Source organism: Janthinobacterium glycogeni, from assembly GCF_051380725.1.
Classification (GTDB): Bacteria; Pseudomonadota; Gammaproteobacteria; order Burkholderiales; family Burkholderiaceae_D; genus Janthinobacterium.
In genome coordinates this window covers 13,506-34,337 of record NZ_JBNYXP010000022.1, presented here as the reverse complement: position 1 = coordinate 34,337, position 20,832 = coordinate 13,506, and the positions used below count along the sequence as shown (strand labels likewise).

Annotated in this window: 19 protein-coding genes; 10 read left to right on the top strand and 9 right to left on the bottom strand. The window is 64.2% G+C overall.

Annotated elements, in window-relative coordinates:
• The 4 genes from cysD (at position 1) to ACQ4W4_RS27130 (ending at position 3,932) form a co-directional block, all read left to right on the top strand.
• Complete coding sequence (gene cysD, locus ACQ4W4_RS27145) at positions 1–942, top strand: sulfate adenylyltransferase subunit CysD (RefSeq protein ID WP_436544610.1); 942 nt, start codon at positions 1–3, stop codon at positions 940–942.
• A complete protein-coding gene (locus ACQ4W4_RS27140) occupies positions 942–2,258 on the top strand; it encodes a sulfate adenylyltransferase subunit 1 (RefSeq protein ID WP_436544602.1) in 1,317 nt (438 codons plus the stop codon). The genes cysD and ACQ4W4_RS27140 overlap by 1 nt, the downstream gene beginning before the upstream one ends.
• A gap of 27 nt (positions 2,259–2,285) precedes the next feature.
• Complete coding sequence (gene cobA / locus ACQ4W4_RS27135; RefSeq protein ID WP_436544601.1) at positions 2,286–3,050, top strand: uroporphyrinogen-III C-methyltransferase; 765 nt, start codon at positions 2,286–2,288, stop codon at positions 3,048–3,050.
• A gap of 231 nt (positions 3,051–3,281) precedes the next feature.
• Positions 3,282–3,932 (top strand): hypothetical protein, encoded by a 651-nt coding sequence (locus ACQ4W4_RS27130; protein ID WP_436544600.1) that lies wholly within the window; start codon positions 3,282–3,284, stop codon positions 3,930–3,932.
• A 6-nt stretch (positions 3,933–3,938) separates the two neighbouring features.
• On the opposite strand, the gene ACQ4W4_RS27125 is transcribed toward ACQ4W4_RS27130, so the two are convergent.
• From ACQ4W4_RS27125 to lptF, 4 genes are read right to left on the bottom strand one after another with little or no spacing between them, the layout of a single operon-like run.
• The gene (locus ACQ4W4_RS27125) at positions 3,939–4,904 is read right to left on the bottom strand and encodes a Stealth CR1 domain-containing protein (RefSeq protein ID WP_436544599.1); all 966 of its coding nucleotides are present in this window, start codon (positions 4,902–4,904) and stop codon (positions 3,939–3,941) included.
• Entirely contained in the window at positions 4,901–5,308 is a 408-nt protein-coding gene (locus tag ACQ4W4_RS27120) for a sirohydrochlorin chelatase (RefSeq protein WP_070219474.1), read from the bottom strand. The genes ACQ4W4_RS27125 and ACQ4W4_RS27120 overlap by 4 nt, the downstream gene beginning before the upstream one ends.
• Complete coding sequence (gene lptG, locus ACQ4W4_RS27115; RefSeq protein WP_070219475.1) at positions 5,308–6,477, bottom strand: LPS export ABC transporter permease LptG; 1,170 nt, start codon at positions 6,475–6,477, stop codon at positions 5,308–5,310. Before lptG ends, ACQ4W4_RS27120 begins: the two co-directional genes overlap by 1 nt.
• Positions 6,474–7,619 carry an LPS export ABC transporter permease LptF gene (gene lptF / locus ACQ4W4_RS27110; protein ID WP_436544598.1) on the bottom strand — a complete coding sequence of 382 codons (1,146 nt, stop codon included), beginning with the start codon at positions 7,617–7,619 and terminating at the stop codon, positions 6,474–6,476. The genes lptG and lptF overlap by 4 nt, the downstream gene beginning before the upstream one ends.
• 67 nt (positions 7,620–7,686) lie before the next feature.
• Here lptF and ACQ4W4_RS27105 point away from each other — a divergent pair, with 67 nt between their 5' ends.
• Complete coding sequence (locus ACQ4W4_RS27105) at positions 7,687–9,180, top strand: leucyl aminopeptidase (protein ID WP_436544597.1); 1,494 nt, start codon at positions 7,687–7,689, stop codon at positions 9,178–9,180.
• 184 nt (positions 9,181–9,364) lie between these two features.
• On the opposite strand, the gene ACQ4W4_RS27100 is transcribed toward ACQ4W4_RS27105, so the two are convergent.
• The 4 genes from ACQ4W4_RS27100 to ACQ4W4_RS27085 are packed head-to-tail and all read right to left on the bottom strand — an operon-like array spanning position 9,365 to position 10,978.
• The gene (locus ACQ4W4_RS27100) at positions 9,365–9,892 is read right to left on the bottom strand and encodes a hypothetical protein (protein ID WP_436544596.1); all 528 of its coding nucleotides are present in this window, start codon (positions 9,890–9,892) and stop codon (positions 9,365–9,367) included.
• Between the two features lie 11 nt (positions 9,893–9,903).
• Positions 9,904–10,374 carry a CreA family protein gene (locus tag ACQ4W4_RS27095; protein WP_070219479.1) on the bottom strand — a complete coding sequence of 157 codons (471 nt, stop codon included), beginning with the start codon at positions 10,372–10,374 and terminating at the stop codon, positions 9,904–9,906.
• Between the two features lie 33 nt (positions 10,375–10,407).
• Positions 10,408–10,596: a DUF1653 domain-containing protein gene (locus ACQ4W4_RS27090; RefSeq protein ID WP_034782199.1), complete on the bottom strand. Its 189-nt coding sequence runs from the start codon at positions 10,594–10,596 to the stop codon at positions 10,408–10,410.
• Positions 10,597–10,606: 10 nt separating this feature from the next.
• Positions 10,607–10,978, bottom strand: a complete 372-nt coding sequence (locus tag ACQ4W4_RS27085; RefSeq protein WP_034751548.1) for a phiTE_015 family protein — start codon at positions 10,976–10,978, stop codon at positions 10,607–10,609.
• Positions 10,979–11,559: 581 nt separating this feature from the next.
• Here ACQ4W4_RS27085 and xth point away from each other — a divergent pair.
• Positions 11,560–12,324, top strand: a complete 765-nt coding sequence (gene xth / locus ACQ4W4_RS27080; RefSeq protein WP_436544595.1) for an exodeoxyribonuclease III — start codon at positions 11,560–11,562, stop codon at positions 12,322–12,324.
• A 176-nt stretch (positions 12,325–12,500) separates the two neighbouring features.
• On the opposite strand, the gene ACQ4W4_RS27075 is transcribed toward xth, so the two are convergent.
• Positions 12,501–16,163: a sensor domain-containing protein gene (locus tag ACQ4W4_RS27075; RefSeq protein WP_436544594.1), complete on the bottom strand. Its 3,663-nt coding sequence runs from the start codon at positions 16,161–16,163 to the stop codon at positions 12,501–12,503.
• A gap of 210 nt (positions 16,164–16,373) precedes the next feature.
• Here ACQ4W4_RS27075 and prpR point away from each other — a divergent pair, with 210 nt between their 5' ends.
• The 4 genes from prpR (at position 16,374) to ACQ4W4_RS27055 (ending at position 20,831) form a co-directional block, all read left to right on the top strand.
• The gene (gene prpR, locus ACQ4W4_RS27070) at positions 16,374–17,999 is read left to right on the top strand and encodes a propionate catabolism operon regulatory protein PrpR (protein WP_436544593.1); all 1,626 of its coding nucleotides are present in this window, start codon (positions 16,374–16,376) and stop codon (positions 17,997–17,999) included.
• 175 nt (positions 18,000–18,174) lie between these two features.
• Positions 18,175–19,047 carry an alpha/beta fold hydrolase gene (locus ACQ4W4_RS27065; RefSeq protein ID WP_436544592.1) on the top strand — a complete coding sequence of 291 codons (873 nt, stop codon included), beginning with the start codon at positions 18,175–18,177 and terminating at the stop codon, positions 19,045–19,047.
• A 3-nt stretch (positions 19,048–19,050) separates the two neighbouring features.
• Positions 19,051–20,115, top strand: coding sequence for a sensor histidine kinase (locus ACQ4W4_RS27060; RefSeq protein WP_436544591.1), 1,065 nt, complete (start codon positions 19,051–19,053; stop codon positions 20,113–20,115).
• Complete coding sequence (locus tag ACQ4W4_RS27055; RefSeq protein ID WP_436544590.1) at positions 20,112–20,831, top strand: LytR/AlgR family response regulator transcription factor; 720 nt, start codon at positions 20,112–20,114, stop codon at positions 20,829–20,831. The genes ACQ4W4_RS27060 and ACQ4W4_RS27055 overlap by 4 nt, the downstream gene beginning before the upstream one ends.
• The last annotated feature ends 1 nt before the right edge of the window (position 20,832 follow it).

Genomic DNA, 20,832 nt, shown 5'->3' with positions numbered 1-20,832 from the left:
ATAGACTCAGCAGAACAAGAAAGTACCCATATGAGCAATATTTTGAACCAGCGTCACCTCGACAGCCTTGAATCGGAAGCCATCCACATCATGCGCGAAGTGGCGGCCGAATCGGCCAACCCTGCGCTGCTGTTTTCCGGCGGCAAGGACTCCGTCGTCCTGCTGCGTTTGGCCGAAAAAGCCTTCCGCCCAGGCAAGTTCCCATTCCCCCTCGTGCATATCGACACGGGCCACAACTTCCCGGAAGTCATCACTTTCCGCGACAAGAAGGTGGCCGAACTGGGCGAGCGCCTGATCGTCGGCTCCGTGGAAGACTCGATCAAGCGCGGCACCGTGCGCCTGCGCAACCCGGCCACGGATTCGCGCAATGCGGCGCAAGCCGTGACCCTGCTGGAAACCATCGCCGAACACGGTTTCGACGCCTGCATCGGCGGCGCGCGCCGCGATGAAGAGAAGGCCCGCGCCAAGGAACGCATCTTCTCGTTCCGCGACGAATTCGGCGCCTGGGACCCGAAAGCCCAGCGTCCGGAACTGTGGGACCTGTATAACACCCGCGTGCATCCGGGCGAAAACATGCGCGTCTTCCCCATCTCGAACTGGACGGAGCTGGACGTGTGGCAATACATCGCCCGCGAGAAACTGGAATTGCCGCCGATTTACTTCGCGCACGAACGCCAGGTGATCCCGCGCAACGGCTTGCTGGTGCCGTTGACGGATCTGACGCCGCCGCGCGACGGCGAAACGGTGGAAACGCAAGTCGTGCGCTTCCGCACGGTGGGCGATATTTCGTGCACCTGCCCCGTCTCGTCCGACGCGGCAACGGTCGACGCCATCATCGCCGAAACGGCAATCACGCAAATCACGGAACGGGGCGCCACCCGCATGGACGACCAGACTTCCGAAGCCTCGATGGAAAAACGCAAGAAAGCAGGGTATTTCTAATGAACGCAGCAATCCAGAACACCACTCTCACCGACAGCGTTGAACGCGGCATGCTGCGCTTCATCACGGCCGGTTCCGTCGATGACGGCAAAAGCACCCTGATCGGCCGCTTGCTGTTCGACAGCAAGGGCATCTTTGCCGACCAGCTCGACGCCATGTCGCGCTCCAAGCACAAGCGCACGGTGGGCGACACGGTCGACCTGTCCTTGCTGACGGACGGCCTGGAAGCGGAACGCGAGCAAGGCATCACCATCGATGTGGCCTACCGTTACTTTGCCACGCCGAAGCGCAAGTTCATCATCGCCGACACGCCGGGCCATGAACAGTACACGCGCAATATGGTCACGGGCGCCTCCACGGCCGACGCCGTCATCATTCTGATCGACGTATCGAAAGTGAAACTGGGCGACGACGGCAGCGTGGAATTGCTGATCCAGACCAAGCGCCACTCCACCATCGCGCACTTGCTGCAGATCGAGCACGTGGTCGTGGCCGTCAACAAGATGGACCTGGTCGACTACGATGAAACGGTCTACAACCGCATCGTCGCCGCCTACCGCGAGTTCGCCCAGTCGCTGGGCTTGAAGGACATCACGCCGATTCCATTGTCGGCCTTGACGGGCGACAACGTCGTCGAGCGCGGCGACAAGCTGGGCTGGTACACGGGCCCGACCCTGATCGAACTGCTCGAATCGCTGTCCGTCTACGACGAATCGCACGACACGCCCTTCCGCTTCCCGGTGCAGCTGGTGGCGCGCCACAACGGCCACGAAGCGAACGACTTCCGCGGCTACATGGGCCGCATCGAAGCGGGCAAGGTCAGCATCGGCGACACCCTGGTGGTGCAGCCGTCGGGCCAGACGGCCACCGTCAAGGATATCGTCACCCTGGACGGCTCGCTGCCAACGGCCGTGGTGGGCCAGTCCGTGACCCTGCTGCTCAATGAATACCTCGATATCTCGCGCGGCGACTTGCTGGCGAGCAGCGAGCGTCCTGCCACCCTGCTGAAACAGGTGGTGGCCGACGTGTGCTGGCTGTCGGAAGACGCGCTGGACCTGCGCCGCAAGTACTGGATCAAGCACGGCACCAAGCAGACGGCGGCCAAGGTGACGGCGATCGAATCGATCCTCGACATCAATACGCAGCAGCGCCATCCGGCCGAAGGCTTGAAGCTCAACGACATCGCCCGCATCAGCCTGAACGTGCAGCAAGCGCTGGCGGCCGACGCCTATGCCGATATCCGCGCCACGGGGGCATTCATCCTGATCGATGAAGTCACCCACCAGACCGTCGCGGCGGGCATGGTTCGGCTGTAACCCGCATCTCGACTGAAGAAGGCTAGCATGAACAACTCCACATCTCTCCCCGGCAAGGTCTACCTGATCGGCGCAGGCCCCGGCGCACAAGACCTGATGACCTTGCGCGGCGCGCGCCTGCTGGCACAGGCGGACGTCGTGCTGCACGATGCGCTGGTCACCGAAGAGATGCTGGAGCTGTGCCCGCAGGCGCAAAAAATCCTGGTCGGCAAGCGCTGCGGCCAGTTGTCGACGGCGCAAGCGTTCATCAACAAGCAACTGGTCGACAACGCCCGCAAGCACGCCGTCGTCGTGCGCCTGAAAGGGGGCGACCCCATGCTGTTCGGCCGTGCCGACGAGGAATTGCGCGCGCTGGAAGAGGCGGGCATCGCCGTCGAAGTGGTGCCCGGCATTACCACGGCGCTGGCGGCCGCGGCCGCCACACAGCAGCCGCTGACCAAGCGGGGCGTGTCGCGCAGCGTGGCCTTTTTCACGTCCAGCACGGCGCCGGGCGAACCGGACCAGACGCGCATTCCCGACTGCGACACCCTGGTGCAATACATGGGCGGACGCGAAGCCATCGCCACGGCGCAACGCCTGCTGGCCCAGGGCCGCCGTGCCGACACTCCGGTGGTGGTGATTGAAAACTGCAGCCGCCCGGACCAGCGCATCGTGCGCCTGACGCTGAGCGCACTGGCGCACGGCCTGGGCGACACCCACGGTCCCGTGCTGGTGATGCTGGGCGACGCCATGGCCGCGCGCGCGCACCAGGCCAGCGAAGAAACGGCGGCCATGCTGGCGCGCCATGCTTGAATAAACACACCGTATTTTACCGACTTTAAAGTCAGTAACCGACGTCTTCCGGGGAAACATGATACGATGCTCACGCATCTTTTCTCGAGAAGTTGTTGCGTGATAGCAATAAATTCACGCTTCGCCCCGCCATAGCGCTTGCCGTGCGGTATCCCGGCTGACCCTCCCCGAAAAAAGCTGCGCCCGCAGGCTGCAATACCGCGCCGCGCAACTTTAGCCTTACGACCATACATGAATTTCACCTCCATGCGCGAAGCCCTGACTTCGCTCAGCCGCAGCAATGTCGGCGTCGCCAGCGCTGTGCTGTTCAGCATGCTCGCCTCCATCGCCCTGTGGACGGTCTTCCCGAATATCGACGATGAAAACCATTTGCTGGAATGGCTGCAGGCGCTGTTCCTGGCTCTGGCTTGCACCGTGCACGGCGTGCGCGCCTGGCAAGAGACTGACCGCCAGTCCCTGCGCTTCCTCATGCATGCGGGCTTGTCGGCCCTGCTGTTCGGCTTCCTGCTGCGCGAACTCGATATCGACCAGTTCGGCACGGCGCCCGCCTGGGCGCAGCTGGAAAAAGCCTTGCGTCTGGTGGAATTGCTGATCCTGATACGCGTGCTGATCTTTTTCGCGCCGCGCGCGCGCAAGGTGTTTGCCCATGCGCCGCAGATTTTCAGCATGCGCATCACTATCCTGACAGCCATCGGCGGCTTGCTGATGGTCGCCGGCTGGCCCTTCGACAAGAAGGTCTTTCATGGCATGCCGGACGCCTATGCGCTGCTCGGCGAAGAAGTGCTGGAATTGGGCGCCTATTTGCTGCTGTTCCTCGCTTCGCTGTCCGACAGCTCGGCCGCCGCCCGCATCAGCCTGGCGCCAAGGAAGACCGCGGTTTAACCGTCTTCAAATCTCAAAGGAAGATGGCAGCGGCAGCAGGCGCTGCAAGGTAGCGGCCACGCGCAACAGGCGCGGGTCGTCGTCCTCGGCCTCGTCGCAGGTATCGTTGATGCAGAAAAACGGCAAGCTGCCAAAACGTGCCGCCAGTTCCTCCAGCTGCCGCGGCGCCTGCGCATCGCCGCTGGCGATATGCAGCGGGTCGAGCATGCGCGAGCGCGCAATTCCCTGATGCACCATCCAGCGCGGCACCAGGTCGGGCAGTAATGCCGGCACTTGCCACGAGCGAAACACCGTCGCGCGCACGCCGGAAAACATGGCCGGCGCCAGCCCTTCCAGCGCATGCAGCGCGCTTTTCAACATGGGCCGCGGCGCATGCGCATACAGGCGCGGTTCATGCCGGTAATCGGCGTACTGCGCCGACAGCCATTGCCGCGACAAGGTAGCGCAATTGACGGGCGCCGCCACGTCGGCGCGCAAGCCCGGCAGATCCTCGTGCAGCGCGCTCTCCGTAAAAACACTCAAACGCCGGTCCCCTTCCCCGCCAAACCAGAATGCAGGCTCGAAAGGCGCGCCGAAAAATACGTCGTCGTTCAGATACAGGAAGCGTTCGGACAAACCCGGAATATGGTGCAGATACGATTCGATATGGCCGGAGTCGAACACCGGCAAGGCGGCACCGGGCATCAGGCTGGCATGATCGATCACCGTCAGGCGCGGTGAAGCGCGCAGCCAGTGCGGCACCTGCCGGTCCGTCAGCAGGTAGATGTGGCCATGGCCGGGAAAGAAGCGCTCGAGCGCGCGCAGGTTGTAGCGCAGTTCGCCGTTGTCGCGGTAGCGCCCCGCCACGTTGCCGTGCAGGGCCAGCTGGCCGGGGTGCGCCTGCGCCCAGGCGGCATATGCGTGCCGCCGGCGCGCGCGCCAGGCGGGATCGGCGCCGTCCACCCACAGGTAGACGATGTCGATGCCGCTCAAGGCAAAGGGCTGGAGCCTGGCGCCGCCACGCAGTAATCGGCGATGGCGGCGAGCACGCTGGCGTTCTCGCCCACCGCCTCGACCACCTTCAGGCGCAGTGCCGGATGCTGCTGGCGCAGTTCTTCCAGCAGCAAGGGCAAATCGCGCAACACATGCCCGCCCTGCCCCAGGAACACGGGCACCACGGTGACGTCGAGGATGGCACCGGCGGGCAGCTCGGCCAGCAGGCTCGCCACCAGTTCGGGCAGGCGCGGCGTCATCAGTTCCAGGAAGGCCAGGTGCACGCTGGCGCCGGGCATGCGCGCCTGGGTCAGGTCGCGCAGACGCTCGAAGGGGGCAGCCCACGATGCAGCGCGCGCGCCATGGGCAAACAAGATCAATGCCTGTTTCACGTTCGTCTCCATCAGTGCCGCTCCACCCACCACAGGGCGCCCAGCGCCAGCAGCAGATACAGGGCGCTCGGCGCCACCGCCGTCAGGAAGGCCGGCCAGGTGCTGAGCAAGCCAAGATGCGAGAACAGGGTGTTGACCAGCATGAAGCTCACGCCGATCATGATGCCGATGAATATCTTCAGGCTGATGCCGCCGCTGCGCGTATGCATGTAGGCGAACGGCAGCGCCAGCGCCATGAGCACGAAAATGGCCAGCGGATCGATCAGTTTTTTCCAGAAGGCGATGCGGAAACGCTCGGTTTCCTGCTTGTTCTCGGCCAGGTGGCGCGTGTACACGGCCAGTTCGCTGGCCGACATGCGCTCGGGGTCGGACGCCGACACCGTCAGGATCTTCGGCGTCACTTCCGACGTCATGTCCTTGCTGGCGCTCTGCACCGTGCGCACCAGGCTCGTTTCCTGTCCATAGTAGTTCGCCAGCTTCGGCTCGAAGCCGGGCGAGGTGGCCGCGCTGTTCGAGAACGAGGTTTCCGTCACATCGGTCAGACGCCAGATATTATTGCCCTGGTAGGTCGCGCCCTTGGCCACGGTGAGGGTGCGCAAGCGCATATCGGTGTCGAATTCATACAGCTTGACGTTTTTCAGCTGGCCGTCCGCACGTGCTTCGCCGACATTGAAAAAGCGCGAGCCGGTGACGGTACCCGTCAGGCCGTCGCTCTTGACCATGTCCTTGGTCCACAGGCCCGAGCGAAACTCGCTCGACACGGCCGCGCCGCGCGAGGTCAGCTTGAGGCGTTCGGCCAGCGGCTCCGTGCGCGGCGTGATCACCTCGCCGAAGATGAAGGTGATCACGACGAAGACGATACCGATGCGGAACAGGAAACCGGCGGCCATCGCCGTCGACATGCTCGATGCGCGCATGATGGTAAATTCGGAACTGGCGGCAAACTGCGCCATCGTGTAGATGGTGCCGATCAGCGCCGCGATCGGCATCACCTCGTACACGTGCCCCGGCACCAGCACCAGCACATACAGGAAGGCATACTGGATGGTGTAGCCGTTGCGGCCCACCTTGGGCAACTCGCCCGTCAGGTCGATGAAGGCTTGCAAAGCCAGAAAGGCCAGCAGCACGAACAGCACCGCCTGGAATATCGAGACCGCAAAATAGCGCTGTAAAATTTTCATTTCGATGCCGCTTTACTTGGTTTGCCGGCGCGGCGCGCGCGCTTGAAGGACGCCAGCAGGACCAGCGGATGGTAGCGGTGGTTCACATTCAGGCGCCACGCAAACAGCGCCACCACGGCCAGCGCCGCCAGCAGGTGCAGCGGCCACCAGGCCAGGCCGAAGGTCAGGCGCCCCTGTTTCACGCTCGCTTCGACCACCTTGATCAGATTGCTGTAGGTGAAGAAAATCAGCAGGGCGATGATCAGGTTGGCCGAACTGCCGGCGCGCGGATTGACAAAGCCCAGCGGAATGGCGAGCAGGATCAGCATCAGGCCGATCAGCGGCGCACTGACCCGCCACAGCAACTCGGCCATCGTATAGGGATTCGGATCGGCGACCAGGGCCATGGTGCTCATGGCGCGTACGCCCAGTTCCGCGCCCAGTTCCTGCTGCTTGCTCTCGATGCGCATGATGTACTGCTCGAATTCCATGGTCTGGAAGTCCGCCTGTGTCGGCACGCCCTGGTAGCGGCGGCCGCTCTTGAGCACCAGGAAGCGTTCGCCCTTGGCGTCGGTGTTGATCACGCCTTCCTTCGCGACGACGACGACGGCGCTGCCTTTTTCATCGACGGTATTGACGAAGACGTTCTGCACCACGTTCTTTTCCCCGCTGGCGCCCTCGACGAAAAAGATGCGGTTGCTGCCGGCCGATTCGCGGAACTGACCCGGCGTGACTTTCTGCAGGTCTTCGCGCTTTTCAAAGCGCGCCACATATTCATCGCTTTTCTTTTGCGCCCACGGCGTGGCGTACAAACTCAGGACGCCGGTGGCCAGCACCAGCGGCAGGCCGAAGCTCAGGACCGGCCAGATCCAGCGCGACAGGCTCAGACCGGAGGCGAACCACACCACCATCTCCGACTCCTTGTAGCTGCGCGTGACGACCATCAGCACCGAAATGAATCCGGTGAGGATGATAATGGTGGGCAGCTGCATCAGGGCGGAAAAGACCATCAGGGACATGACGTCGGCCGAAGCGATCTTGCCGCCCGCCGCCTTGCCGAGAATACCGATCAGCATCCAGGTGAGCAGGATGCTGAACAAAACAGTGAAGGTGGCCCCGGCGGCACTAGCCAATTCACGTCGAAGGGCGCGTTGAAAGATCATTCGGAGTTTATAATTCGGGTCAGTTAGTTGAGTAACACGTTACTAGTAAATGAAAACGGAGAACCAAATGGACTTTAGCATAAAAGCATTCGATACCAAGAGCACCCTCGGCACGGCCAAAAGCGGATGCATCGCGGTTGCGGTATTCGAAAACAAAAAACTGTCGCCAGCGGCAAAATCGCTGGACAGCAAGGGTGCGATTTCGGCTGCGCTGAAGTCCGGCGACATCAGCGGCAAGCCTGGCAGCACCTTGCTGCTGCGCGCAGTCGATGGCGTCGCCGCCGAACGTGTTCTGCTGGTAGGCATGGGCAGCGATGACACTGTCAGCGAAAAAAGCTTCGCAACCGGCGTACAAGCCGCGCTGAAGGCCTTCGGCTCGCTGGGCGCTGCGGACGCCATTATCGCATTACCGCTGGCTGAAGTGAAAGAGCGCGACGTAAATTGGGCAATCCGTTGCGTGGTGCAAGCAGCACATGACAGCGAATACCGCTGCGACTCGCAAAAAAGCAAAAAAGATCCGGCGCCGGCAGGCGTGCGCAAGATCGTCCTGGCAGCGCCAGCAACGGCAGCCACGCGCGGCGCGCTGACGCAAGCCATCGCCATCGCCAACGGTTCCGACCTGACGCGCAAGCTGGGCGACCTGCCGGCGAACATCGCCAATCCGACCTACCTGGCCAGCACGGCCAAGCAACTGGCCAAGGATTACAAGTTCGAAGTCGAAGTACTGGACCGCAAACAGCTCGAAGCGCTGAAAATGGGCAGCTTCCTGTCCGTCACCAACGGCAGCGAGCAGCCGCCGAAATTCATCGTCCTGAAACACATGGGCGGCAAGGCCAAGGATGCGCCGGTGGTCCTGGTCGGCAAGGGCATCACCTTCGACACGGGCGGCATCTCGATCAAGGCCGGTCCCGGCATGGATGAAATGAAGTACGACATGTGCGGCGCCGCCTCGGTCCTGGGCACCTTCCGCGCCATCGGCGAAATGAACCTGAAGCTGAACGTCATCGGCGTCATCGCCGCGTGCGAAAACATGCCGTCGGGCCGCGCCACCAAGCCGGGCGACATCGTCACCTCCATGAACGGCCTGACCATCGAAGTGCTGAACACGGACGCCGAAGGCCGTCTGGTGCTGTGCGACGCGCTGACCTACGCCGAACGCTTCAAGCCGGCAGCCGTGGTCGATATCGCCACCCTGACGGGCGCTTGCGTCGTCGCCCTGGGCCACCACAACAGCGGCCTGTTTACGCGCAGCGATGCGGCGCATGACCAGCTGGCCAATGAACTGCTGGCAGCGGGCAAGCAGTCGAGCGACACGGCATGGCGCATGCCGATCGAAGAGGCGTACAACGAACAGCTGAAGTCGAACTTCGCCGACCTGGCCAACATCGGCACGCCAGGCGGCGGATCGGTGACGGCAGCGGCCTTCCTGGAAAACTTCACCAAGAAGTACACCTGGGCGCATCTGGACATCGCCGGCACGGCATGGAAATCGGGCGGATCAAAAGGCGCGACCGGTCGCCCGGTCCCCCTGCTCACCACGTTCCTGATCAACCGGGTGTAACGCCAGACCAAACCTACTGCGCGGGGCTATTGGCGGCCGGCGATGCTCGCTGTACATAAAGTACAGCTGCGCTTCTCGACCACCACTAGCTCCCGCTCGCTACGGTTTTGTCAGGCGTCGTTACGCAATAAGACAGCCGCCACGGTCACTGACCCTGGCGGTTTTTTCATGCGTGGGATATTAATCAGTAGACGACGGGATTGGGCAATGGCGACGGCGCCACCTTGGGCTGCACTACCGTTTCCGGCACGGCGGCAGGCGGCGGCTTCACGGCAACGGGCGCGGGCGGCGGGGCCAGACGCGCGGGGTCTTGCATGACGATGGTAAGGATCGATGGGTAGTCGAAGCCGGCGCCCGTGTTGCGGTCGACGAAATAGCCGACGCCCAGGGTCAGGATGACATTGCCCCATACGCTGCTATTGAGCTTGGGATCGATGTGGTCGTCCGTCGCGATGGCGGGAGAGCCATGCTTGCGGCAATCGACTTTCAACGGTTCCTGGCTCTTGCGGATGGTGATGCGTCCGGGCGTGGTGACGAACCACTTGCCCACGTCGTTGCTGAGGATGCAACCGGCGCCCGTCAGCTCGCGGTTGTCCTGGATGGTTTGCACCAGCACCATCTGGTCCGTGTTGCCCGTCAGGGTGGCGCAGCCGCCCAGGCCAAACAGCAGCAGCGTGCTGGCGGCAAGGGCTGCATACGATGGGACGCGCATGGGAAGCTCGCTTAACGGACGGGGATAGGCTGGTCGCCAGGCACGGCGACGGCGGTGACGCTGTTTTTCGGGCTGCCCTCGATCAGGCGGTCGGAATATACGAGGTAAACCAGCGCATTGCGCTTGCTGTCGACCATGCGCACGACGCGCACGTGCTTGAAGAAGATCGAGGCGCGCTCGGTAAACACTTCTTCCTGGCGCGGCAGCTTGCCCTTGAATTGCAGCGGCCCCACCTGGCGGCAAGCCACGGCCGCATCGGCCTTGTCTTCGGCCAGGCCGACGGCGCCCTTGATGCCGCCCGTCTTGGCGCGCGACAGGTAGCAGCTGACGCCGGCGACGCGCGGATCATCATACGCTTCAACGACGATTTTATGGTCAGGGCCGATCAGTTTGAACACCGTGTCGACCGAACCGATGGTTTCGGCATGCGCCGCGGCGCAGGCAAAGCCCAGCACCAAAGCGGCAGGCAGCAATTTACGCATGAAGAGTATCCCGGGCACGCACGCAGGCGGCCATCAGTTGATGGGAGCGAAACGCTGGACCATGACGCCTTCGACTTCGATCAGTTGAAAAAACACGTCTTTAGGACGGGTCCAGATGGAACCGTCTGCGGCGCGATAGACGATCATCGGCGTCAGATCCGCTTCCAGCGTGGCTTCGCACACGAGTTCGTAAATGCCGCCCTTATAGTGCCGATAACGCATCGCCGTCCCCTCAAGCCGTTGAATCTTCGCTCTTGTCGTCGGCCAGCGCCTTCTGCTTCTGCTTCAGGCCCTGGATCACTTTGAGTATGCCTTCCATGCCGGCCGCGCCATCGGCGCCGCTGAAGGCGTCGAGCACCTCATTGAGCACCTTGTTGCGCACGGTCGCTTCATCGGAGGACATTTCCAGCGCGCGCTGGGCTTTTGCCGCCTTTTCGGCCGCGCTCACGCGCGGCTTCGCAGCCGTCTTGCCATGCGTCAGAGCTGCCTGCCAGATAACCCAGCGGCGCTGGGTCTCGAAAATCAGGTACTCATCCGGTTTGTCTTCTCTTCGCCGCACAATGTGGCCGTCACGCTGCGCCCACGCTTCAAATGCAGTTCGCATTTTCTTCCTTTGCAAATGCTACGCGCAAGTCTCACTATTAAAACTGCAACATTTCAAAATAGTACCATCTATTGATGTCGCAAAACAGTCTCATAGATACAGTACTGCAATTTATATAACAAGTCTGGCGGCGCCAGGGACGGAATTGATGCTCAGTCCCCGGCACAGTGGTCATGTAATCGGAATAGCAATTACAACTAATTACAACTGCTTCCTGTTCGGTTCTTAACTTGGCTGTAACAAAGCCGTGTGACACAGTTGTTACATTGTGCCATTTTAGTAGTTTTTATCGCGTTTTAGCGAGAAACTTTACACCTTTGTCGCGCCAAACGGCAAGACGCAGCCTGCTATGACAGCCACTTATGCCAAATCAAACATAGGGGTTGATCAATGATACACAAAAACATAATATTCATGCGCCACGATTGGTTAAATGCAAATACTTTGTTAACGCCGCTTTTCCCCTGCCGGCCAATCAAGACCACGCCCGGCAGGCGGGGCAGGACGCCATCGACACGCATGCGGTAAGATTCGCGCCTATCGCCCCCCAATCGTCACCTACTCAAGCAAGGATTTTTCCCATGAAACTCGCCACCTGGAACGTCAACTCGCTCAAAGTGCGCCTGCCGCAAGTGCTGCAATGGCTGACCGACAACCCGGTCGACATACTGTGCCTGCAAGAGACCAAGCTCACGGATGACAAGTTCCCCGTCGCCGAGATCGAGGCAGCCGGCTACCAGGTGGTCTTCAGCGGCCAGAAGACCTACAACGGCGTGGCCATCCTGTCGAAGCTGCCGATCACCGACGTGGTCAAGAACAACCCGCGCTATGAAGATGCGCAGCAGCGCATCCTGGCCGCCACCATCAGCGGCGTGCGCGTCGTCTGCGCCTACGTGCCGAACGGCCAGAGCGTCGACTCGGACAAATACGAATACAAGCTGGGCTGGCTGTCCGCCCTGCACGACTGGCTGGCCGAAGAGGCGCGGCAGCATCCGCAGCTGGCCGTCGTCGGCGACTACAATATCGCGCCCGACGACCGCGACGTGCACGACCCTGTCGCCTGGGCAGGCCAGGTGCTGGTCTCGGACAAGGAACGCGCCGCCCTGCAGCGCCTGTTCGACATCGGCCTGACGGACGCCTTCCGCCTGTTCGAGCAGGCGGAAAAATCGTTCAGCTGGTGGGATTACCGCCAGCTGGGCTTCCGCCTCAACAAGGGCCTGCGCATCGACCATATCCTGCTCTCGCCCACCCTCGCAGGCCGCTGCACGGCCTGCGTGATCGACCGCGTGCCCCGCAAGTGGGAACAGCCATCCGACCATGCACCCGTCGTGGCAACCATCGACTAGACAAGGCCCGCATCATCGACAGTGGAGCACTCGCCCCGCAAGTGGGAACAGCCGTCCGACCATGCACCCGTCGTGGCCACCATCGACTAGACAAGGCGCGCATCATCGACAGTGGAGCACTCGCCCCGCAAGTGGGAACAACCGTCCGACCATGCGCCAGTCGTGGCGACGATTAACTAACTAAGGGCTATCCGCTCCAGCAATGCCTGCGCATTGACCGCCGGCACGGGCGCGGAAAACAGATAGCCCTGCGCATAGCGGCAGCCGTTCGCCTGCAGCAGGGCGAACTGCTCCTCCGTTTCCACGCCCTCGGCCACGGCCGACAATTGCAGGCTGTCGGCCAGCGCGATGATGGCCGACACGATGGCGCGGTCTTCCGCGCTGTGCTCGAGGTCCTTGATGAAGGCGCGGTCGATCTTGACCTTCTTCACGGGGAAGCGCTTCAGGTAAGCCAGGCTGGAATAGCCGGTGCCGAAATCGTCGATCGACAGGCGCAGCCCCATGCCATTGATCTGCCGCAAAATCTCCAAGGTATGCTCGCCATGCTGCATCAGCGCCGTCTCGGTGATCTCGAATTCCAGCAGCGAGGGATCGATCCCCGTTTCCCGCACCACGGCGCCGATGGCCGCCACCAGGCCCTTGTGCATGAACTGGCGCGGCGACAGATTCACCGCCAGAGGCACCGGCTGCAAGCCCTGGCGATGCCAGGCCATGCTTTGCTCGCACGCCTGGCGCATCACCCACTCGCCCACCGGCACGATCAACCCGTTTTCTTCCATGATGGGGATGAAGCGGTCCGGCAGCACCAGGCCGTGACCGGGGCGGCGCCAGCGCAGCAGCACTTCCATGCCGTGCAGCCGGCGCGTGGCGATATCGATGACCGGCTGGTAAAACAGTTCGAACTGCTGCAGCGCCAGCGCCGTGCGCAAGCTGCTTTCCAGATCAAAATGCAGGGCCGCCGCCTGGTTCATCGTCTGCGTAAAGAACTGGTAGTTGTTGCGGCCATTGCCCTTGGCGTGATACATGGCCGCATCGGCATGGCGCATCAGGGCGTCGACATCGCCGCCGTCGTCCGGATACACGCAGATGCCGATCGACGGCGTCACGTGCAGCACATGGCCGTCCAGCGGAAAGGCAGGCGTCAGCGTCTCGATGATCTTCTCGGCCACGCGCGCCGCCTCCTCGCCGCCGCGGATGCCCGGCACCAGCACGACGAATTCATCGCCGCCCAGGCGCGCCACCGTGTCGCTGGCGCGCACGGCGCCGCACAGCCGCGCGGCCACTTCCTTGAGCAGCAGATCGCCCGTCATATGGCCCAGCGAATCGTTGATCGTCTTGAAGCGGTCCAGGTCGATGAACATCACGGCCAGCTTGCGCCCGGAGCGCTGCGAGGCCAGCATGGCCCGTTCCAGCCGGTCCGACAGCAGCGCGCGGTTCGGTAAACCCGTCAGGTTGTCGTGGTAAGCCATGTGGTGCACGCGCGCCTCGGCCTGGCGCCGCTCGACGATCTCGCCCTGCAGCAGCAGGTTGGCGCCGGCCAGTTCTGCCGTGCGTTCCTGCACGCGCAGTTCCAGTTCGTCGCGCGCGCGGCGCACCGCCTCGGCCGCCTCGCGGCGCGCCGTCACGTCGTCGACCAGCCACACGGAACGGCCATGCGCATGCGCCAGGTCAAACGGCCGGCCGGACAGGCGCGCCCAGAAGCGGCTGCCATCCTTGCGCACCAGCTGGTATTCCGACATGTGCACCCTGCCCGCATCGAAATCGCGCGCCGTCTCGCCGCGCGCCACCTTCCACGCGGCCAGGTCCGGATACAGGGCCTGCACCGACAGGCCGTTGATCTCGCCGGGTCCATAGCCGAACAGCTCTTCCATCTTGCTGTTGGCGCGCAAGTTGTAGCCCCCCTCTATCACCGAGATGCCCAGCACGGCGCTGTCGAGGATGGCCTGATTTTCCAGCAGCGCGTTGCGCAGCGATTCTTCGGCGCGCTTGGCCTCCGTGCGGTCCTCGATGATCCAGATGGTGCCGGCGGCGGGATCGTCGGGATTGACGACATAGGCGATCAGCTGCGCCCACAAGGTCGTGCCGTCGCGGCGCATCATTTCCACTTCCGTCTGGAAGGGCTTGGCCACCGACAGGAAGGGAAAGGCCGCCGCGCCCAGCAAGTCGTAGGACTGCTGCGACACGTACAGCGCGCGCCCGGGCAGGCCCAGCGCCTCGTCGCCGCTGTAGCCGAACATCGCGGCAAAGCCCAGGTTATAGCGCGTGATCTGGCGGTTCTTGGTGTACAGGATGCTGACCGATGCATTCGTCATGATGGCCGCCACCTCCATCTGTGCCTGGCGGCTGGCCGTGATGTCTTCCAGTATCCAGATGGCGCCCTGCTCGCTGTGCGTCTGGTCGACGGCCTTGGCGCGGATGCGGCACCAGAACAGGCTGCCGTCGCGGCGGCGGAACAGCGATTCGTCCTGCTCGTACGGCAAGCCCTGTCCCAGCAGCGGCGTCGCTTGCACGCCGAAGGCCTCGTAGGCGGCCGGCGAGGGAAACAGTACGGCGGCGGGCAAGCCCTTCATCTCCTCCTGCGCATAGCCGAACATTTCGGCGAAACGGGGATTGCAGCGCAGGATCAGGCGCGAACGCGAAAACAGGATGCCGACGGAGGCGTTGTCGAGGATGGCCTGCTGCTCGAGCATCAGCTGGCGCGTCGCTTCCTCGGCCGCCTTCTGCGCGCTGCGGTCGTCGAACAGCCAGATCGTATCGCGCAGCGTGCGGTCGGACTGGCTTTCAGGGTTCAGCACATAGCCATACGCCAGCGCCCAGAAAGTCGAGCCGTCGCGGCGGCGCATCTCCATCTCGCCCTGGAACGGCAAGCCGCTCCGCAGCAGGGGCGCAGCCTGCCGCACGACGTTCTCGTAGGCCGCGCGCGACGGATACAGGTCGGCCACGGCCAGGCCCACGCCGCTGTCGCCATCGAAGCCGAAGCATTCGGCGAAGCGCCGGTTGTAGCGCAGCACGCCCTTGTCGCGCTGGAAGCCGATGGCCAGCGGCGCATTGTCCATCACGGCCTGCATTTCCAGCATGGCGCGGCGCAGCTGGTCTTCATCGCGCCGGTGGTCGCTGATATCTTCGATGATCCACACCGTGCCGTCATGCGTATTCAAGGGATCGACGGCGCGCCCGTGCAGGCGGCTCCAGAACAAGGTGCCATCCTGGCGCCGTAATTCCAGCTCCGTGCGGTACGGCTTGCCCTTCGACAGCAGCGGCGCCGCTTCCAGTCCCAGGGCGCGGCAATGCTCGGCGGAGCGGTACAGCACCGCGCCCGGCATGCCCGTCAGCTGGTGGCGCGCATAGCCGAGCATCTCGGCGGCGCGGATATTGCATTCCTCGATGAAGCCGCCCTTGGAAAAGATGATGCCGACGGCCGCGCTTTCCAGGATGGCCTGCTGTTCCAGCAAGGTCTTGCGCAGGGCTTGCTGGTCGCGCTGCTGCACGCGGATGTCGGCAAACACGAGGCTCGCGCCCGGCAAGCCATCGTCCACCAGCAGCGGCCTCGACCATACCTGCACGGCGATGGCGCCCGCCTCCCCTAGCAGGCTGCTGTCCCACTGCCGCTCGCGCCCGGCCGCGCCGAGCGCGCCGCGCAGCATGCTGGTGCTCGACGCGCGGTAGGCGTCCGTAAAACAGTCGGCCAGCAGCCGGCCCGCTATATCCCTGCCCAGCAAGGAATGCAAGGCGCCATTCGCGGCCACCACCATGCCGCAGGCATCGCAGGCGCAAGCAGGCAAGGCGATCAGCTGCAAGGCATCGGCGATGAAATCGGGACTGGTCGGTACGCGGTTCATGGACACCATGGTTCGGTTGTTGACGGTCGGAATACACCTGAGCAATATATTCCTCAGGCATCATGGTGCTGTTAGATCATAAACCAGTTTCCCGGGGTTTTTTCATATTCCTTATTGGCAATATCTGAAACGCCACAGACCACTTGCAACACGTTTGTTGCAACGCCGTTGCACAGCAAAAAATATGAAACAAATCGTTTAGAATAAAGCATGCGCCGCCCTCCCCAACCTCCGCTCGACCACCGCGACAAACCCGTCATCTGGACCGTCTCCGTCTCGCGGCTGTTCGACCTGTTCCGCGACATCACGCTAGAATACGACGACCTGGCGACGATCGAACCGATCAACCTGGGCTTCGACGACGCCGTGCGCCACATCCGCGAGCGCATGGCCACCGAGCGCTGCGACGCCGTCATCGCGGCCGGTTCCAACGGCGCCTACCTGAAAGGCCGGCTGTCGGTGCCCGTCATCATCGCCAAGGCCAGCGGCTACGACGTGATGCAGGCGCTGGCGCGCGCGCGGCGCATCTCGCCGCACATCGGCGTCGTCACCTACCAGGACCCGATGCCGGAACTGGCTGAATTTGCCGCCACCTTCGGCTTCCAGATCGCGCAGCGCACCTACGCCACCGAGGAAGACGCGCGTGCGCAGATCAATGAACTGAAGGCCGAGGGCGTCAAAGCCGTCGTCGGCGCGGGCCTCGTCACCGACCTGGCCGAGGAAGCAGGCCTGGCCGCCGTCTTCGTGTATTCGGCCACGGCCATCCGGCGCGCCTTCGACGACGCGCTGGAACTGGCACGCCTGACCCAGATCGAATCGAACCGTGGACGGCGCGCGGTGGTGGCCGACACCCTGCGCGCGCGCCACGGCCTGCACGACCTGCGCGGCGAATCGGAGGCGATGGAAGCGCTGCGCCAGTCGGTGGTGCTGTATGCGCGTTCGCCGGCGACGGTGCTGATCCAGGGCGAGACGGGCAGCGGCAAGGAACTGGTGGCGCAGGCCATCCACCGCGAAAGCCCGCGCAGCCTGGGCGCGAACCGGCCCTTCATCGCCATCAATTGCGGCGCCATCGCCGAGTCCTTGCTCGAATCGGAACTGTTCGGCCACGAGGATGGCGCCTTCACGGGCGCGCGCCGCGGGGGCCATGCGGGCCTGTTCGAAGCGGCCAACCACGGCACCCTGTTCCTCGACGAAATCGGCGAAATGCCGCTGGCCCTGCAAACGCGCCTGCTGCGCGTGCTGGAAGAGCGCGAAGTGGTGCGCGTGGGCGGCACGCGGCCCATCGCCATCAATGTGCGCATTATCAGCGCCACGCACTGCGACCTGGAGCAGCGCATCCGCGAAGGCCGCTTCCGCGCCGACCTGTTCTACCGCCTGGCCGTGCTGCGCCTGCATTTGCCCGCCTTGCGCGAACGCGCCAGCGACATTCCCGGCCTGGCAGAATGGTCGCTGAAAAACGCGCTGGCCGCGCTGGGCGCCCGTCCGCACCCCAACCTGCATGCGGAAATCCAGGCGTGCGCGCCGCTGCTGCGCCGCTACGGCTGGCCCGGCAACGTGCGCGAACTGCGCAACCTGGCCGAGCGCCTGGCGCTGTTCCTGGCCGCCGAACCGCTGCAGGCGCTCACGCCCGCCTTCGTGCTGGGCGTGGCGCCCGAACTGGCCAACGCTGCCGGCATGCCGGCGCTGCCGCAGGCGCCTGCCGCCGCCGTGCCGCCGCACCCGGAAGAGGAAAGCGCCAGCGCCGTGCTGGCGCGCTTCGGCGGACGCCGCGACGCCGCCGCCCATTACCTCGGCATCAGCCGCACCACCTTGTGGCGCCGCCTGCGCGCCGGCTGATTGTTCAAGCACATGAACCACCTTGGCTCGAAACGATGGGGCACGCCTGCCAGCTTTCTACGGCAGCGGCAGCCGCATCTTTTGCACCGCTCATCCCTGCCTGCCGCCGCTCATCCCGCGGCGCTGGCGGCGGGCCGCCTGCCCGGCTAGCATCGTCGTCAAGGAGGAATACAACATGAAACGAACACTGCAGACATTGATCTTGCTCAGTACCGCGCTGCTGGCGGGTGCCAGCCAGGCCGCCGCGCCGCAGGCCTTCACGGTCGAAGTCACGGGCCAGGGCCGCCCGCTGATCCTGATTCCCGGCCTGGCCTCGTCGGGTGAAGTGTGGCAAGGCACGGTGGAGCGGCTGTGCGGACCGCAAGCCGGACGCGCCTGCCACGTGCTGACACTGGCCGGCTTTGCCGGCATGGCGCCCATCAAAGGGGATCTGATGGCGCAGGCCGAGCAGCAACTGGCCGACTACATCGTGGCGCAGAAACTGGGCCAGCCGGCCATCATCGGGCATAGCCTGGGCGGCTTCCTGGCCCTGAAAATGGCCATCGACCATCCGGCCCAAACGGGCAAGCTGCTGATCGTCGACTCGCTGCCGGCGCTGGGCGCGGTGCAGCTGCCCTCCATCACGCCGGAGCAGCTGCAAGCCATGTCGCAGCAGATGCAAGCGGCCATGCGGGCTCAGGATGCGGCGGCCGCCAGCGCCAGCCAGCGCCGCACCGTCGCGACCATGGCCAGCGCGCCGGCCGACGTGGAACGCATCGTCGGCTGGGGCCAGCGCTCGGACCGCGAAACGGTGATCAACGCCATGGGCGCCCTGATGGCCAGCGATTTGCGCCAGGACGTGGCGAAAGTGCAGTCGCCCACCCTGGTGCTGGGCACCTGGATCGCCTACAAGGACTACGCGCCGCGCGCCGCCATCGAGGCAACGTTCCAACAGCAGTACCGCCAGCTGCCCGGCGTGCAGATCGCGCTGGCCGACACGGCGCGCCACTTCATCATGTACGACCAGCCGGACTGGATGTTCGGCCAGATCGAGCAATTCCTGCGTTGAGCCATGACGCCACCCCACCGCCCCCCGCTGCTGGCTCGGATCGACTGGTACTGGACCTTCCAGCTGGCCGGCTGGGGCGCGCTGGCCCTGTTCAACAGCGTGTACGGCGGCTCCTCGCAACTGCGCATCGTCGCGACCATCGCCTGCTGGGGATCGCTGGGCGGCTTGCTGCTGTCGCACCTGTGGCATGGCGTGCTGCGCCGGCACGGCTGGGCGGCAAACGGCTTGCGCTGGAAACGCATCGTACCGTCTCTGCTCCTGCTGGCCGCCATCCAGACGGCCAGCGTGACGGCCGCCTTCCACGTCATGTATCCGCCCGACATCCTGCGCGGCATCGCCTGGCTGCCTGGCGCGCTGCTGTTCTGGTTCGGGGTATTCCTGACCTGGACGGTGTTTTACTTCACCGCGCTGTCGCTGCGCCGCGCCACCCGCCTGGAAGCGGAAGCCCTGCGCCTGCAGCTGCACGGGAGGGAAGCGGAACTGCGCGCCCTGCAGGCGCAAGTGAACCCGCATTTCTTCTTCAACAGCCTCAATAGCGTGCGCGCGCTGATCTTCGAAGACCGCGAGGCGGCCGCGCACATGATCGACCAGCTGGCCAACCTGATGCGCCACGCGCTGCAATCGGGCCAGCATGCGACGGTGCCGCTGGCGGCGGAACTGGACGCCGTGCGCGCCTACCTGGCGATCGAACAGATACGCTTCGAGGAACGCCTGCGCGTCAGCTTCGCGATCGAAATCGGCGCGCCCGACGTGGAACACGTGCGCGTGCCGCCCATGGCCCTGCAGACGCTGGTGGAAAACGCCGTCAAATACGGCGTCGAAGCGAGCGCCGACGGCGGCGACATCCGCATCGCAGCGCGGCGTTCCAGCCCTGCCGACGGCGCCGCCATGCTGCAGATCGAGGTCGCCAACACGGGCGCCTTGCGCGCACCAGGCAACTCCACCTGCGTCGGCCTGCGCAATGCGCGCCAGCGGCTGCAGCTGGCCTGCGGCGAGCGCGCCAGCCTGGAATTGCGCGAACAGGCGGGCTGGGTATACGCCACCATCCATTTGCCGGAGCAGCCATGAACGGTCAGCCGCTCAAGCTGCTGCTGGTCGACGACGAGCGCCTGGCGCGCGCCGAGCTGCGGCGCCTGCTGGCGCCGCACGTGCAGGGCGGGGCAGTGGAGATTGTGGGCGAGGCGGCCAGCGCGGCCGACGCCATCGCGCAGATCGGCAAGCTGCGGCCCGACCTGCTGCTGCTCGACGTACAGATGCCGGGCGGCTCCGGCTTCGACCTGCTGGCGTCCCTCGACGATGCGCCCGACGTCATCTTTTGCACGGCCTTCGACCAGTACGCGCTGCAGGCATTCGAAGTGAGCGCCCTCGACTACCTGCAAAAGCCCGTGCAGGCGGCGCGCCTGGCCACGGCGCTGGCGCGCGCAGGCGCGCGGGCGCAAGCCGTGCCGCTACCCGCGCCGCGCAAGGTCTTCATCAAGGATGGGGAACGCTGCTGGTTTGTCGCGCTTGACGACATCCGCCTGCTGGAATCGGAAGGCAATTACACGCGCGTGCATTTCGGCGCGCAGCATCCGCTGATGCTGCGCACCCTGAACCAGCTGGAAGAGAAACTGGATCCGGCCCGCTTCTTCCGCGCCAACCGGCGCCAGATCGTCAACCTGGCTCAGGTGGCGCAAGTGGCGCCGAATGCGGCCGACGGCCTCGACCTGCGCCTGCAGGACGGCAGCGTGGTCGAGGTGTCGCGCCGCCGCGCCCAGCAGTTCAAGGCCGCCACCGGCCTGTAGC

What these genes read in the sequence shown, in the direction of transcription:
- ACQ4W4_RS27140 (WP_436544602.1), top strand. Translation starts at nt 942, where the DNA reads ATGAACGCAGCAATCCAGAACACCACTCTCACCGACAGCGTTGAACGC.
- cobA (WP_436544601.1), top strand. Translation starts at nt 2,286, where the DNA reads ATGAACAACTCCACATCTCTCCCCGGCAAGGTCTACCTGATCGGCGCA.
- ACQ4W4_RS27130 (WP_436544600.1), top strand. Translation starts at nt 3,282, where the DNA reads ATGAATTTCACCTCCATGCGCGAAGCCCTGACTTCGCTCAGCCGCAGC.
- ACQ4W4_RS27120 (WP_070219474.1), bottom strand. Translation starts at nt 5,308, where the DNA reads ATGGAGACGAACGTGAAACAGGCATTGATCTTGTTTGCCCATGGCGCG.
- lptG (WP_070219475.1), bottom strand. Translation starts at nt 6,477, where the DNA reads ATGAAAATTTTACAGCGCTATTTTGCGGTCTCGATATTCCAGGCGGTG.
- lptF (WP_436544598.1), bottom strand. Translation starts at nt 7,619, where the DNA reads ATGATCTTTCAACGCGCCCTTCGACGTGAATTGGCTAGTGCCGCCGGG.
- ACQ4W4_RS27105 (WP_436544597.1), top strand. Translation starts at nt 7,687, where the DNA reads ATGGACTTTAGCATAAAAGCATTCGATACCAAGAGCACCCTCGGCACG.
- ACQ4W4_RS27100 (WP_436544596.1), bottom strand. Translation starts at nt 9,892, where the DNA reads ATGCGCGTCCCATCGTATGCAGCCCTTGCCGCCAGCACGCTGCTGCTG.
- ACQ4W4_RS27095 (WP_070219479.1), bottom strand. Translation starts at nt 10,374, where the DNA reads ATGCGTAAATTGCTGCCTGCCGCTTTGGTGCTGGGCTTTGCCTGCGCC.
- ACQ4W4_RS27090 (WP_034782199.1), bottom strand. Translation starts at nt 10,596, where the DNA reads ATGCGTTATCGGCACTATAAGGGCGGCATTTACGAACTCGTGTGCGAA.
- ACQ4W4_RS27085 (WP_034751548.1), bottom strand. Translation starts at nt 10,978, where the DNA reads ATGCGAACTGCATTTGAAGCGTGGGCGCAGCGTGACGGCCACATTGTG.
- xth (WP_436544595.1), top strand. Translation starts at nt 11,560, where the DNA reads ATGAAACTCGCCACCTGGAACGTCAACTCGCTCAAAGTGCGCCTGCCG.
- ACQ4W4_RS27075 (WP_436544594.1), bottom strand. Translation starts at nt 16,163, where the DNA reads ATGAACCGCGTACCGACCAGTCCCGATTTCATCGCCGATGCCTTGCAG.
- prpR (WP_436544593.1), top strand. Translation starts at nt 16,374, where the DNA reads ATGCGCCGCCCTCCCCAACCTCCGCTCGACCACCGCGACAAACCCGTC.
- ACQ4W4_RS27065 (WP_436544592.1), top strand. Translation starts at nt 18,175, where the DNA reads ATGAAACGAACACTGCAGACATTGATCTTGCTCAGTACCGCGCTGCTG.
- ACQ4W4_RS27060 (WP_436544591.1), top strand. Translation starts at nt 19,051, where the DNA reads ATGACGCCACCCCACCGCCCCCCGCTGCTGGCTCGGATCGACTGGTAC.
- ACQ4W4_RS27055 (WP_436544590.1), top strand. Translation starts at nt 20,112, where the DNA reads ATGAACGGTCAGCCGCTCAAGCTGCTGCTGGTCGACGACGAGCGCCTG.